This is a genomic window from Corallococcus silvisoli (assembly GCF_009909145.1).
Taxonomy (GTDB): Bacteria; Myxococcota; Myxococcia; order Myxococcales; family Myxococcaceae; genus Corallococcus; species Corallococcus silvisoli.
The window spans coordinates 185946-199912 of record NZ_JAAAPJ010000009.1 but is presented as its reverse complement, the minus strand read 5'-3'; the positions used below and the strand labels follow the sequence as shown (position 1 = coordinate 199912).

Sequence of the window (13967 nt, the reverse complement as noted above, 5' to 3'; positions counted from 1 at the left end):
AGCACGTAGGCCCGCAACGACGAACCCCGCTCCCTCCAGTCGAGGGGGGCGGGGTCCGGTGTCCGCGGCGGAGGGGGCGCGGCGGCTACTTGTGCGCGTTCAGGTCCGGCTCGGACGGGGGCGCCTTGTCGGCGGGCACGTCGAAGAAGGTGTTGGAGCTGGGCGCGCGCGTCTGCGCCACGCTGTTGTTCTCCAAGGTCTCCGGCACGGGCGGCAGGGTCACCTGCGTCATCTGGGCCTTGGCCGCGGCCTCCGCGGCGAGCTTCGCGTTCCTCCGGCGGCGGTACACGAAGTAGCCCACCGCCAGCACCGCCAGCGAGCCCATCACGACGACCTGGCCGTCCTTCAGCTTGCGGATGACCATGTCCAGCTCGCCGCCGAAGTGGAAGCCGAGCCACACGAACACCGGCGCGGACAGCAGCGCCGCCAGCCCGTCCCACAGGATGAAGCGCCAGTACGCCATGTGGACGGAGCCCGCGGTGAAGTACGTCACCGCGCGCACGCCCGGCATGAAGCGGGCGATCATCACGATCTTCTGGCCGTGCGTGACGAAGAGCGATTCCACCTTCGCGCGCTTCTCCGGCGTGACGATCTTCGCGAAGAACCCTCCCCCCTTCGCATCCGGGTTGCGTCCCAGCCGCGTGCCCAGCCGGCGCCCCGCCAGGTAGATGAGGCTGTCACCCACCAGGATGCCGAAGAAGCCCACCGCCATCATCACGGGAAGGTGCGCCGCGCCCTTGTGCGCCAGGAACCCGCCGAGGATGAGCGAGATGTCCTCCGGCAGCGGCACACCCAAGCCGCATGCCACCAGGATGCCGAACACGGTGAAGTAGGCGAAGAGGCCCTGGGAGTTACCGAGCAGGTTGGTGAGAAAATCTTCCACGCGTCGTTCCGTCCAATCACTTCCCGAAGGGCCGCTCGGCAATCACCCGGGCCTGCCCGTTCAGCACCCAACCATCAACCGGGTGCGGCAGTTGAAAACTCCGGCCACCCAGCATCCCACCTCAAACGCTCCGGCCCCATCACGAAAGCCCTCGGTCCGCCGCCTACCCGCACCCACTGTGTGTTCCAGGGTGGGGCTGCAAGGGAGCATCCGGCGAGACAGTAACCACCTCCCGTACGGGTGGCAGGATCTCTCGTCCTTCCGGCCTCCTGGCAGGAGCCCCGCGACCGCCGCCCGACACCGGGACGGGCTCGGACGGGGGGACGGGCGGCCCCCTCAGCTCCCAGGGGCCCGCGCGACCAGGGTGCGCAGCATGTCCCGGTTGTCCCGCGCCTTCACGCCGAAGTGGCTGACGATGCCCATCAGCAGCTTGATGCAGGCCTGGGGCTTCTGGGCGAGCAGCTTCTGGAAGTCCGCGGCGCGGATCTCCAGCGCCATCACGTCCGTCTGCGCGGTGGCGGTGCACAGCCGCTCCCCCTTCTGCACGAGCGCCAGCTCGCCCAGGGGCTCCCCGACCGTGACCTCACCCAGCGGCACGTCCTCGCCGGTCGGGCTGCGGGCGCTCAGCCGCACGGTGCCCTCGCCGACGATCCACAGCGAGTCACCCGGCTTGCCCTCGGTGAACAGCGCCGTCCCCTTGGGAAAGGCGCGCGACACGGCGGCCGCCGCGAAGATGGAGATGCCAGTGTCGGTGAAGCCCTTGAAGAGCGGACAGGCCTTCAGGGTCGTCTCGGGCACGAGAGCCATGAGGTGTTCCTAACACGCACAACGCGGCGGCGTCAGCGGCTCGCGCGGTGTTCGGAGGCGGTGTGCACGTAGTGGAGGGCGGACTGGATCAAGAACTCGCGCTCGCCGTCGGTGAGGGGGCGCTTCACCTTGCCGGGAGAGCCCACCACCAGCGAGCCCGGGGGGACCTTCGTCCCGGGCGTGAGCAGCGTGCCGGCGCCGATGATGCAGTCGTCGCCCACCTCCACGCCGTCCATCAGGATGGCGCCCATGCCCACCAGCACCCGGTGGCCCACGGTGCAGCCGTGGAGGATGACCCGGTGGCCCACCGTGCAGTCGTCGCCCACCACCGTGGAGTCACCCTGGCTGGTGACGTGCACCATGGTGAGGTCCTGGATGTTGGTGCGCCGGCCAATGCGGATGGAGTTCACATCCCCGCGCAGCACGGAGTTGAACCAGATGGAGGAGTCCTCGCCCAGCTCCACGTCCCCCACCACCTGGGCGGAGTCCTCGACGAAGCAGCTGGGGTGGACGCGGGGGGACACTCCGCGAAACGGCCTCAACGGCATGGTGGAACCCTCCAACGGCGAGAGAACGGCGGGAGGCGTCAGGCCTCCGCCGGGACATGCAGCGGCACGGGCAGCTCCACCGCCGGCGGCGCCACGGTGGGGCCCTGGAGCACCGCCACCTGCCGGCCCGCCAGCTGGTTGGGCGTGGCGCGCTCCACGTGGACCTTCACCACCGAGCCCGCCGGGGCGTCGCCCTCGAAGTTGACGGTGCGGTTCTCCGGCGTGCGGCCGAAGCGCTTGGTGGCGTCGTAGCGCGAGCGGCCCTCCACGAGCACCTCCACGTCCAGCCCCACCTGCGCCTGGGTGTACTCGCCGCTGATGCGCCGCTGGACCTTCTGCAGGCGCTCCAGCCGGGCCACCTTCACCTCGTGCGGGATGGGGCCCCAGTCCTTCTCCCGCAGCGCGGCGCCCGTCTTGGGGCGCGGGCTGTACACGAAGGAGAACTGGTTGTCGTACTTCACCAGCTCGGTGAGCTTGAGCGTCATCTCGAACTCTTCCTCGGTCTCTCCGGGGAAGCCCACGATGATGTCGGTGGTGACGGCGATGCCGGGCCGGGCGGCGCGCAGCTTCGCCAGGCGCTCCAGGTACTGCTCCACCGTGTAGTCGCGGCGCATCATCTTCAGGATGCGGTCGCTGCCGCACTGCACCGGCAGGTGGAAGTGCGGGGCGATCTTCGGCTGCACGCGGAAGGCTTCGATCAGCTCGTCCGACAGGTCGTGCGGGTGGCTGGTGGTGAAGCGCACGCGCTCGATGCCCGGCACCTCCGCGGTGCGCAGGAGCAGCTGCGCGAAGCTGATGCCGCCCTGGTACGAGTTGACGTTCTGGCCGATGAGGGTGACTTCGCGCACGCCCACGCCCGCCAGGTCCGCCACCTCCACGAGCACGTCCGGGAACGCGCGGCTCACCTCGCGGCCCCGGGTGTGCGGGACGATGCAGAACGAGCAGACGTTGTCGCAGCCCTTCATCACGGTGACGAACTCCGTCACCTTGCCGCGGGACGTCTCCGCGTCGGCGCGCGGGAAGACGTACTCCTCGGAGTCCACGAAGGCCGTCTCCACCACCCGCTCGCGCGCGTCCTGCACGCGGGCGATGACCTCCGGCAGCTTCGCGATGTTGTCCGGGCCGAAGACGAAGTCCAGGTACGGGACCTTCTTCAGCAGCTTGTCCTTCTCCTGCTGGGCCACGCAGCCGCCCACGCCCAGGATGGCGCCCCGGCTGGCCTTCACCGCGCGGTAGCGCCCCAGCGCGGACAGCATCTTGTCCTCGGCCTTCTCCCGGATGGAGCAGGTGTTGAGGATGATGAGGTCGGCGTTGTCTGGCTCCGGCGTGGGCACGTAGGACATCTTCGACAACGCCTCGCTCATCCGCAGCGAGTCGTTGACGTTCATCTGGCAGCCGAAGGTGTGGATGAAGTAGCGCTTCATGGGTGGGCCTTGAAGGAAAACGGGCCGTTATGCGACGCCCGGACGCGGAATGCAACCGGGCGGACGGGCCGGGTCATCCCCGGCTGAGGACCTGGGTGAGCCGGGTGTGCAGCGCCACCAGCTCCGCCTCGCGCTCGCGCAGGAGCGCGACCGTCTCCACGCCGTACCGCCGCCCCAGGGCCTCCGTCTCCCGCTCCTGCTTCACCAGCTCGTCCCGGACGCGCTTGCGCACCTCCTCCGCCTCCGGGCCGCTGCGCGCCTCCAGCTCCGCGAGCTTCGAGCGCAGCCGCGACACCGTCCAACGCCGCCCGCCAAAGGCGCGCAGGACGGCGCTCCCCCACTCCGCCGCCTTCACGTCCAGGCCGCTGGCGCCCAGGGCGGCCGCCTGCGCCCGGGCCATGGCCTCCGCGCCGGCCTCCGCCTCCACGTGCGCCAGGAAGGTCTCCTGGTAGCGGACCAGCGCGTCGAGCATCGGCCTGTCGACCGGCCGGGACGCCATGCGCAGCGTGCGGTCGTCGGCGGCGTCGAAGTCCGGGCCGGTCTCCACGTTGGGGACGTCCTGGTAGTCGTCGAAGAGGGACGGAGCCATGGGGCACCTTCGGGCAAAGGGGTTCAGACGGGGACGAGCTGTTCGGCGATGCGGGCCAGGTCGGACACGGAGGTGACGACCACGGCCTGGGAGCAGTGCTTCTCGTAGGTGAGCATCTCGCTGTCGCCGATGCCCCAGTTGCCCCGCTCCTCGGGGCAGATCCACAGCACGCGCTTGGCCTTGCGGCGCAGGTCCTTGAGCGCCCACGCGTTGTTCGCGTTGTAGTTGTTGCGGCCGTCGCCAATGATCATCACGGTCGTGCGGCGCGTGATGCTGCCCAGGTGGTCGCGGCTGAAGTCCGCCAGCGCACGGCCGTAGTTGGAGTTCGCGCTCATGGACACGGTGCGCCCGGTGGTCGCCGCGTCGATGGCCTCGCTCACGTCCAGGTCCTTGAAGTACTGGGTGACCTCCCCCACGTCGGACACGAAGACGAACGAGCGCACGCGCACGAACAGCGACTGCATCGTGTGCATGAACAGCAGCATCATCCGGGACGCGTTCCTCACGGAGTCGGAGATGTCGCAGAGCACGACGAGCTCCGGGCGCTCGGGCCGGCGGGTGCGGAACACGGGCACCATGGGCACGCCGTCCCACGGCATGTTCCGGCGCAGGGTGCGCTGGACGTTGAGCGAGCCCCGGCGGTGCGAGCGCTGCTTGCGGATCATCCGGCTCTTGAGCTTCTCCGCCAGCGTGCGGACGGCGGCCTCCATCTGGTCCACCTCCGCCTGCGTGAGCAGGTGCAGCGGCTTCTCCTTCACGGAGTCCGTGCGGCGGCGGATGCGGGCCTCGGACTGGCGCTTCACCTCCTGGCGCGCGGCCTCTTCAATCTTGCGCATCGCCGCCGCCACGTGGCGCGAGACGATCTCCACGCCCTCGGTGTGGAGCCCGCGCGCCTTCAGCTCGTCCTCCAGCGACTTGAGGTCGGAGCGCGCCCGCTCCATGCCCGCGCCCGCCAGCAGCCGCCGCGTGAAGAACCCCGTCTGGAGCGGGCTCTCCAACTGGCCCAGGTCCAGCTGCAGCGACGCCTGCCGGAAGAGCTGCGCCAGCCGCGCGCGGTCGCCCGCGAGGATGGCCTGGGCCAGCGGGGACATCTCCGGCGCCAGCAGGTTCATCTGGTAGATGACCATCTTCAGCAGGTCGCCTTCCAGGTAGCCCTCGTCCTCCAGCTGCTTCGCCAGCGACGCGTCAATGGCCTCGAACGTGCGGGCCGCGCCGGAGAAGAAGAAGTCGAACGCGCGGCGGAAGGTCTCCACGTCCAGCTCGCGCTTCACCAGCGTGGTGCGCAGCACGGAGCGGAACAGGGCCCGGTCCGTCAGCCCCACCTCGGCGGTGGCGCGCAGCGCGTCCTGCACCTCGGACGTGCTGACGCGCACGCCGTTCTGGCGAAGCACCTCCGCGAACTCGACGATTCGGGCGTCCATGGCGTCAGGCCTGCCGTTCGAACGACATCACGGCTTCCACGTGGTGCGTCTGCGGGAACATGTCCACCACCTGGAGCGCCACCGGTCTGTAACCCGCGTCCACCAGCCCCGCCGCGTCCCGGGCCAGCGAGGCCGGGTCGCACGCCACGTACACGACCCGGCGCACGTTCAACGCCCGCATCCACTTCGCGAGCCCCGGCGCCCCGGCGCGGGGCGGGTCCGCGAGGCACGCGTCGAACGAGCGCCCCTCCGCCACCAGCCCGTCGCACACCTTGCGCGCGTCGCCCTGGATGAAGCGCACGTTGGCCACCCCACCCTCGCGCGCGCTGCGCTGGGCCAGCTCCACGCCCACCGGCGAGGACTCCACCCCCAGCACCGACCCCGCCGTCCCCGCCAGCGGGAAGGTGAAGTTGCCGTTGCCGGAGTACAGCTCCAGCACGGAGTCCGTCTCCCGGGCCCCCAGCTCGTGGAGGGCGGCGGTGACGAGCCCCACGTTGGCCTCCGCGTGCGCCTGGGCGAACGCATCCGGCCGCAGGTACACCGGCACCTCCGGCCGCAGCGGGGACAGCGAGCGCAGCACCGGCCGGCCGATGAGCCGTGCGGAGCCCTCCTTTGGCACCAGCACCGCGCCCTCCAGCCGCAGGGCGCGCACGGCGGCCTCCGTGGCCTCCAGGTGCCGCGCCGTCACCGGGCCGGAGAGGTTCACCGCGAACGCGGCCTTGTCGCCCTCCGCCAGCAGGAGCACGTCCTCGGTGTCCTTCGTCAGCGGCTTGAGCAGCGGGGCCAGCTTCCCGGGCAGCGCGGTGAGCACCGGCGTGAGCGCGGGGCACACGTCCACCGGGACGCGCTCATGGGTGCGCCTGCCGAAGTAGCCGAGCGCCCCCTTGCCCGCCCCGTGCAGCACCGCGCGGCGGCGGTAGCCCCAGTCCCGGGGCGCCACCAGCAGCGGCCGCACGGTGAAGCCCGAGCGCGGCAGGCGGCCCAGGTGCTCCAGGGTGGAGAGGACGATCTCCTGCTTCGCGGACCGCTGCGCCGGCACGGACAGCTCCAGCCAGTCGCAGCCGCCGCAAGCGTCGGAGAGGACGCAGCGCGACGACACCCGCTCCGCGCCATCCGTCAGCACCTGGCCCAAGAGGCCGCGCAGGACCTTGCCCTGGACCTCCAGGTGGACGCGCACGGTGTCGCCGGGGAAGGCGCCGGGCACGAAGACGGTGCGGCCCTCCCAGGAGGCCACGCCCTCCCCCAGCTGGCCCAGCCGTTCAATCGTCAGTTCAATGGGAGCTTCGGGCAGGGTCGTCGTCATCACAGGCGCACTCGCGGGGGCCGCCTGGGTCGGGCCGCCCTACTTCCGGGTCGCACTGCCACGCTCGTCCGCCGGCAGGGCTTCCCGCAGGCGCTCCACGAACGCTTCGATGCGCGACCGCTTCTCGTCGTCAACGTCCAGGAACTCCACCGCCATCCCCGGCACCTCGGAGCCCGGCGTCCCCTGGGCGTTGGTGCGGGTCACCTTCCCGGACAGGTCCACCGGGAAGCTGGCGCCCGGCAGCGACACCAGGATGCGCACCACCGTGCCCACCGCCAGCGGCTGCGGCGTGTTGATGTAGATGCCGCCGCGCGACAGGTTCACGGCCCAGTCCGTCACGAAGCCGGCCACCGTGCGGTACGCCACGGGCAGCTCATGGTCGATGCGGTGCGCGCGCGGCGCGGGGACGGGCTTCTCCGGGGTGTCGGCCATGGGGGGTGCTCCGCTCCTCGGGGGGAAGGTGGCTTCCGTCCCACCCGAGGCGGCGGAAGCACACCCTAGCACTCCGCGTCAGGCCTGGAACTTCATCTCGCGCAGGTCGGGCGCGATCTTCAGCTTCGGCTCGGTGAGCTGCTGCACCCGTTCCACCGTCAGTCCGGGCGCCAGCTCCCGGAGGACCAGCCCCTCCGGCGTGACGTCCAGGAACGCGTGGTCCGTGACGATGTGGTGCACGCACTTGAGGCCCGTCAGCGGCAGCGAGCACTTCTTCAAAATCTTCGGCTGCCCGTCCTTGTTCGCGTGCTCCATGGCCACGTAGATGCGCTTGGCACCCACGGCGAGGTCCATGGCGCCGCCCATGCCCTTCACCATCTTGCCGGGGATCATCCAGTTGGCCAGGTCGCCCTCCTCGCTGACCTCCATGGCGCCCAGCACGGCCAGGTCGATGTGGCCGCCGCGGATCATCCCGAAGGACAGCGCGGAGTCGAAGAAGGCGGAGCCCTTCACCACCGTCACCGTCTCCTTGCCCGCGTTGATGAGGTCCGGGTCCTCGCTCCCCTCCTCCGGGTACGGCCCGATGCCGAGCAGGCCGTTCTCCGACTGGAGCACCACCTCCACCCCGTGCGGGATGTAGTTGGGCACGAGCGTGGGGATGCCGATGCCCAGGTTGACGTAGAAGCCGTCCTGGAGTTCCTGGGCGATGCGCTGCGCGATCTGTTCACGAGTCAGGGGCATGGCTCAGGACGCCTTCTTGCGGACGGTCCGCCGCTCGATCCACTTCTGGAGGTTCTGCGCCTGCACGATGCGGTGCACGAAAATGCTCGGGATGTGCACCAGGTCCGGATCCAGCTCGCCCGGCTGCACGATGTGCTCCGCCTCCACGATGGTGACCTTCGCGGCCATGCACATCATGGGGGTGAAGTTCCGCGCCGTCTTGTGGAACACCAGGTTGCCCCAGGTGTCCGCCTTCCACGCGTGGACGATGGCGAAGTCGGCCTTGAGGGGCGTCTCCAGCACGTGCAGCCGCCCGTCGATGATGCGCGACTCCTTGCCCTCCGCCACCTGGGTGCCCGCGCCCGTCGGCGTGAAGAACCCGCCGATGCCGCAGCCCCCGGCGCGGATGCGCTCCGCGAGCGTGCCCTGCGGGTTCAGCTCCACCTCCAGCTCACCGGAGAGGAACTGCCGCTCGAACTCCTTGTTCTCCCCCACGTAGCTGGCGACCATCTTCTTCACCTGCTTGTTCTGCAGGAGGACGCCCAGCCCCAGCTCCGTGGTGCCGCAGTTGTTGGAGATGATGGTGAGGCCCTTCACGTTCTTCTTGTGCAGGGCCGTGATGAGGTTCTCCGGGTTGCCGCACAGCCCGAACCCACCACTCATCAGCGTGATGTTGTCCGGGATGTCGGCGACCGCCTCATCCGCGCTCGCGTAGACCTTGTTCATGCGGGCAGGTCCTCAGCGCTCGACCATCAGCGCGATGCCTTCGCCGCCGCCGATGCAGAGCGACGCCACGCCGCGCTTCTTGTCCTGGTCCTTCAGCGTGTGCAGCAGCGTGACGAGCACGCGCGCACCGGAGGCGCCAATCGGGTGGCCCAGCACCACCGCGCCGCCGCGCACGTTCACCTTGGACGGGTCCAGGCCCAGGATGCGGTTGTTGGCGATGGCCACCACCGCGAAGGCCTCGTTGATCTCCCAGAGGTCCACGTCCTTGGCCGTCACGTTCTGCTTCTTGAGCAGCGTGTTGATGGCGTCCGCCGGCGCGATGGTGAACTCCACCGGCTTGCGGGCGGCCTGCGCGTAGCCCTTGATGCGGCCCAGGATGGTGCGGCCCTCGGCCTTCGCCTTCTCCTCGCTCATCAGCACCAGCGCCGCGGCGCCATCGTTGATGGAGGACGCGTTGGCGGCCGTCACGGTGCCGTCCTTCTTGAACACCGGCTTGAGGCCCGGGATCTTGTCCGGCTTGGCGTTCTTGGGGCCCTCGTCCTCGGAGACGGTGGTGAACTCATCCGGCTTCTTGCCCGGGATCTGGACCGGGACGATCTCCGGCGCGAACAGGCCCTCCTTCTGGGACTGGATGGCGCGGCGCGTGGACTCCAGCGCGAACGCGTCCTGCTGGGCGCGGCTGATGTCCTGGGAGGTGGCGCACTCCTCGGCGCAGTTGCCCATGTGCACGTTGCCGTACACGTCCCAGAGGCCGTCGGAGATCATCGCGTCCTTGAACTCCACGTTGCCCATGCGGGCCCCGCCGCGCATCGTGTGGGACACGTAGGGCGCGTTGCTCATGGACTCCATGCCGCCCGCGACGACCACGTCCGCGTCACCCAGGGCGATGGACTGCGCCGCGGCGATGACGGCCTTCAGGCCGGAGCCACAGACCTTGTTCAGCGTGACGGCGGGAACGGACTCCGGGAGGCCCGCGAAGATCGTGGCCTGACGCGCCGGGGCCTGGCCCACGCCCGCCTGCAGGACGCAGCCCATGATGACCTCCTGCACGGCCTCCGGCTTCACGCCCGCGCGCTCCAGCGCCGCCTTGATGGCGATGGCGCCCAGCTGCGGCGCGGTGAGCTTGGACAGGGCGCCCTGGAAGGAGCCGATGGGGGTACGGGCCGCGCCCACGATGACGACTTCACGAGCCATGGAACTGCCTCCGATTGCGGATGAGCGAACAGCCAGGGTTAACGGCGATGGGCGCACTTATCACCGGGCGTTCCCTGGAGTTCAAGCGTCCTCGCTCGGCGCCCAGGCGCGGAGTGACAGCGACCCGCTCCGGGGCGGACTCCACTGTCCACCCCAGGCCACTGCGGCGGCGGAAGGCGGGCTTTTCCGGGGTGGGCCCGTCCGACCGGTCGGATGGGACGCTCCCCTGCCCGCCCGCGTCAGCCGCGGCAAAAGAAAACGGCCGGGTCCCTTTCGGGAACCCGGCCGCTTCTCACGTCAGGACTGGCGGCTGACTACTTCTTCAGCTTGGAGGCCATGACGTCGCCCAGGCGGGCCTTGGACCCCTCGGCCTGCTTGCGCAGGTACTCGCGGTAGTCCTCGCCCTCGCCGATGAGCGCCTTGATGGACAGGGCGACCTTCCGGTCCGGGGTGTTGATGTCGATGATCTTCACTTCGACATCCTGGCCTTCCTGCACCACGTCGCGGGGGTTCTCCACGCGCTCTTCCTTCAGCTCGGAGACGTGGACGAGGCCCTCGATGCCCGGCTCGATCTCCACGAACGCGCCGAAGTCGGTGACCTTGGTGACCTTGCCCTTCACGCGGCTGCCCACGGGCAGGCGCTCGGAGAGGGTCTCCCAGGGGTCCGGCTGGAGCTGCTTGATGCCCAGGCTGAAGCGCTCGTTCTCGACGTCGATGTTGAGGACCACCGCCTCGACCTCGTCGCCCTTCTTGAACATCTCGCCCGGGTGCTTGATGCGCTGGGTCCAGGAGATGTCGGACACGTGCACCAGGCCGTCCACGCCCTCCTCGACGCCGACGAACACGCCGAAGTCGGTGACGTTGCGGATCTGGCCCTTGATGACGGAGCCGATCGGGTACTTGTCCTCCAGCAGCGTCCAGGGGTTCTGCTCGATCTGCTTCATGCCCAGCGCGATGCGCTTGGCCTTCGGATCGATGTCGAGGACGACGGCCTCCACCGTCTGGCCGACCTCCAGGATCTTGGACGGGTGCTTGAGGCGCTTGGTCCAGGACATCTCGCTGACGTGCACGAGGCCCTCGACGCCCTGCTCGATCTCGATGAACGCGCCGTAGTCCGTGATGGACACGACCTTGCCGGCGACGCGGGTGCCGACGGGGTACTTCTCGTCGGCGCGGTGCCACGGGTCCTCCTGGATCTGCTTGAGGCCCAGGCTGACGCGCTCCTGCGCGGGGTCGAACTTGAGGACGACGACGCGCACTTCGTCACCGACGTTGAACATCTCGCTGGGGTGACCGATGCGGCCCCAGGACATGTCGGTGATGTGGAGCAGGCCGTCGATGCCGCCCAGGTCGATGAAGGCGCCGTAGTCGGTGAGGTTCTTGACCACGCCCTTGAGGACCGCACCCTCCTTGAGGTTCTTGAGGGTCTCCTTCTTCATCTCCTCGCGCTGCTTCTCCAGCAGCACGCGGCGAGAGAGGACGATGTTGCCGCGCTTCTTGTTGAACTTGATGACCTTGAACTCGAATTCCTTCGAGATGTACTGATCAAGGTTGCGCACCGGGCGGATATCGACCTGGCTGCCGGGGAGGAACGCCTTCACGCCGATGTCGACGGACAGGCCGCCCTTCACGCGTCCGACGATGGTGCCCTTGACGATCTCATCGCGCTCGCAAGCGGCGGAGATTTCGTCCCAGATGCGCATCTTGTCGGCCTTCTCCTTGGAGAGGACGACCATGCCGGTGTCGTTCTCGCGGCTCTCCAGGAGGACCTCGACGGGGTCGCCGGCCTTGACCGTGACCTCACCGCGGGGATTGGTGAACTCGGAGATCGGGACCTGACCCTCGGACTTGTAGCCGATGTCCACGATCGCGAAATCCTTCGTCACCTGCACGACCGTGCCCTTGACGATCTCGCCTTCCTTCAGGATTCCGTCGCCGCCACGCTCCTTGAGCGAGGCCTCGAACATCGCCGCGAAGTCTTCGTCACCGCCGTCGATCTGCTGGTTCACGTTCTGCTGCATGAAGTGGAAGTCCTTGGAACGGTACAACTGCCCCCTGTTTGAATGGGTGCGCGGCCGCCTGCGGGGAGCGACGGGAAACCGCGGGTGTCCCTCCGATAGGGACGTAAGGCTGGCTGGAAGCCGCGCACCCTAGACACCGGAGTTTCCGGGAGTCAAGTGGGGCGCCGCCTCAGGTGCTGTTCCGTTTTCTATGAACGCCCGGCAGGGTCCGCACCTCTCCTACCTGTCAGGCCCCCCTGCCCGCCCGCCCCGGGTGGGACAGGCGGAGCGCCTACCCCTGCTGGCGGAAGGTCTCCCGGGCGATGACCATCCGCTGCACCTCGCTGGTGCCCTCGTAGATGGTCTGCACGCGGGCATCCCGGAAGTAGCGCTCCACGGGGAACTCGTCGATGTAACCGTAGCCCCCGTGCAGTTGCACGGCCTTGTCCGCGACCTTGTTGCTCATCTCGCTGGCGAACAGCTTCGCCATGGAGGCCTCGCGGGTGAACGGCTGGCCGGACTCCTTGAGGGCGGCCGCCCGCAGGGTGAGCAGCTCCGCCGCGTCCAGCTGTGTGCGCATGTCCGCCATCATGAAGCGCGGGGCCTGGAAGTCCGCCACGGCCTGACCAAAGGCCTTGCGGTCCTTGGTGTAGGACACCGCCGCCTCCAGCGCGGCGCGGCCCACGCCGCACGCCTGCGCCGCGATGCCAATGCGCCCGCCGTCCAGCGCCATCATGGCCAGGCGGAACCCGTCGCCCTCCTTGCCCAGGAGGTGGGCCGCGGGGACTTCGCAGTCCTCGAAGGTGAGGCCCACGGTGTTGGACGCGCGCAGGCCCATCTTGTCCTCGTGCTTGCCCACGTGGAGGCCCTTCGCGCCGCCTTCCACGATGAAGCAGGACAGGCCCTTGTTGCCGGTCCCGCTCGTGCGGGCCCAGACGACGATGACGCCCGCGTACGCGCCGGAGGTGATCCACTGCTTGCTGCCGTTGAGCACGTAGGCGTCGCCGCGCTTCACCGCGGTGGTGCGCATGGCGCCGGGGTCGGAGCCCGCGTGCGGCTCGCTGAGGGCGAACGCGCCGACGATGGCCTCACCGGAGGTGATGCGGGGGACGAACTTCTCCCGCTGCGCGTCGGTGCCGACCGCGTGGATGAGCTCCGCGCACATGTTGGTGACGGCCATGGCCACGGACACGGAGGCGTCCGCGGCGGCCATCTCCATCATCGCCAGCGCGTAGGAGACGACCCCCGCCTCCGCGCCGCCGTAGCGCCCGGGGAGGTTCACCCCGAGCAGCCCCACTTCCGCCAGGGCCTTGAAGACTTCCGGATCGAACCGCTCCTCGCGGTCCGCCGCGCGGGCATGGGGAGCCACGCGCTCGCGGGCGAACTTGCGCGCGGTGTCGCGGATGAGCGTCTGGGTCTCGGTGAGGTCGAAGTTCACGGGCGCGGGCGTCCTGGGCGCTACTCGATGGCCTTGAGGTTGAACGGGTACTCGATGGGGTGGTCGCGGCCGTCCGGGGGCTTGGGGAAGTCCATGGACGACAGGACGGCCACCACGCAGTCGTTGAGCCCCGCGTCCTTCAGCGTGCTGCCGTGCTTGTCCACCTTGGCGCTGCGCACGGTGCCGTCCGCGGTGATGGTGAAGGTGGTGAGCAGCTTGCCCTCCACCTTCTTGTCCTTCTCCACCATGTGGTCCTCGTAGCACTCCTGGATGCGAGGCATGTGGTGGGCCATCACCTGCCGGATGGAGTCCGGGGTGAAGGGCAGCCGGCTCACGTCCAGCCCGTCGTCCTTCTTCGGGGCGGGCGTCGCGGCCGGGGGGGCCGCGGCCTTCTTCTTGGAGGACGAGCCCTGGGCCAGGGCCAGCGGGGAGCCGAGGCCCAGGGACAGCAACAGCACGGGGAGGAGCGCGCGCTTCATGAC

General features: G+C 69.3%; 14 protein-coding genes. All 14 read right to left on the bottom strand.

Annotated elements, in window-relative coordinates:
• Positions 1 to 85 precede the first annotated feature (85 nt).
• Positions 86 to 883, bottom strand: a complete 798-nt coding sequence (locus tag GTY96_RS19585) for a DedA family protein (RefSeq protein WP_143904597.1) — start codon at positions 881 to 883, stop codon at positions 86 to 88.
• A 336-nt stretch (positions 884 to 1219) separates the two neighbouring features.
• On the bottom strand, positions 1220 to 1690 hold the full coding sequence (locus tag GTY96_RS19580; protein ID WP_143904599.1) for a cyclic nucleotide-binding domain-containing protein: 471 nt from the start codon (positions 1688 to 1690) through the stop codon (positions 1220 to 1222).
• Positions 1691 to 1722: 32 nt separating this feature from the next.
• The gene (locus GTY96_RS19575) at positions 1723 to 2238 is read right to left on the bottom strand and encodes a gamma carbonic anhydrase family protein (protein ID WP_143904601.1); all 516 of its coding nucleotides are present in this window, start codon (positions 2236 to 2238) and stop codon (positions 1723 to 1725) included.
• 38 nt (positions 2239 to 2276) lie between these two features.
• Positions 2277 to 3662, bottom strand: coding sequence for a tRNA (N6-isopentenyl adenosine(37)-C2)-methylthiotransferase MiaB (miaB, locus tag GTY96_RS19570; RefSeq protein ID WP_143904602.1), 1386 nt, complete (start codon positions 3660 to 3662; stop codon positions 2277 to 2279).
• Positions 3663 to 3735: 73 nt separating this feature from the next.
• Positions 3736 to 4251 (bottom strand): hypothetical protein, encoded by a 516-nt coding sequence (locus tag GTY96_RS19565; protein WP_143904603.1) that lies wholly within the window; start codon positions 4249 to 4251, stop codon positions 3736 to 3738.
• A 23-nt stretch (positions 4252 to 4274) separates the two neighbouring features.
• Complete coding sequence (locus GTY96_RS19560; RefSeq protein ID WP_143904604.1) at positions 4275 to 5672, bottom strand: VWA domain-containing protein; 1398 nt, start codon at positions 5670 to 5672, stop codon at positions 4275 to 4277.
• 4 nt (positions 5673 to 5676) lie between these two features.
• Positions 5677 to 6975, bottom strand: coding sequence for a class I SAM-dependent RNA methyltransferase (locus GTY96_RS19555; RefSeq protein ID WP_143904605.1), 1299 nt, complete (start codon positions 6973 to 6975; stop codon positions 5677 to 5679).
• Positions 6976 to 7014: 39 nt separating this feature from the next.
• Entirely contained in the window at positions 7015 to 7407 is a 393-nt protein-coding gene (locus GTY96_RS19550) for a PilZ domain-containing protein (protein WP_143904606.1), read from the bottom strand.
• Between the two features lie 78 nt (positions 7408 to 7485).
• Positions 7486 to 8148 carry a CoA transferase subunit B gene (locus GTY96_RS19545; protein ID WP_143904607.1) on the bottom strand — a complete coding sequence of 221 codons (663 nt, stop codon included), beginning with the start codon at positions 8146 to 8148 and terminating at the stop codon, positions 7486 to 7488.
• A 3-nt stretch (positions 8149 to 8151) separates the two neighbouring features.
• Complete coding sequence (locus tag GTY96_RS19540; protein WP_143904608.1) at positions 8152 to 8853, bottom strand: CoA transferase subunit A; 702 nt, start codon at positions 8851 to 8853, stop codon at positions 8152 to 8154.
• 12 nt (positions 8854 to 8865) lie between these two features.
• Positions 8866 to 10047: a thiolase family protein gene (locus GTY96_RS19535; protein ID WP_143904609.1), complete on the bottom strand. Its 1182-nt coding sequence runs from the start codon at positions 10045 to 10047 to the stop codon at positions 8866 to 8868.
• A gap of 314 nt (positions 10048 to 10361) precedes the next feature.
• Positions 10362 to 12068 carry a 30S ribosomal protein S1 gene (locus GTY96_RS19530; RefSeq protein WP_143904795.1) on the bottom strand — a complete coding sequence of 569 codons (1707 nt, stop codon included), beginning with the start codon at positions 12066 to 12068 and terminating at the stop codon, positions 10362 to 10364.
• A 271-nt stretch (positions 12069 to 12339) separates the two neighbouring features.
• Complete coding sequence (locus GTY96_RS19525) at positions 12340 to 13485, bottom strand: acyl-CoA dehydrogenase family protein (protein ID WP_143904610.1); 1146 nt, start codon at positions 13483 to 13485, stop codon at positions 12340 to 12342.
• A 20-nt stretch (positions 13486 to 13505) separates the two neighbouring features.
• Positions 13506 to 13964: an AgmX/PglI C-terminal domain-containing protein gene (locus GTY96_RS19520; RefSeq protein WP_143904611.1), complete on the bottom strand. Its 459-nt coding sequence runs from the start codon at positions 13962 to 13964 to the stop codon at positions 13506 to 13508.
• Between the last annotated feature and the right edge of the window lie 3 nt (positions 13965 to 13967).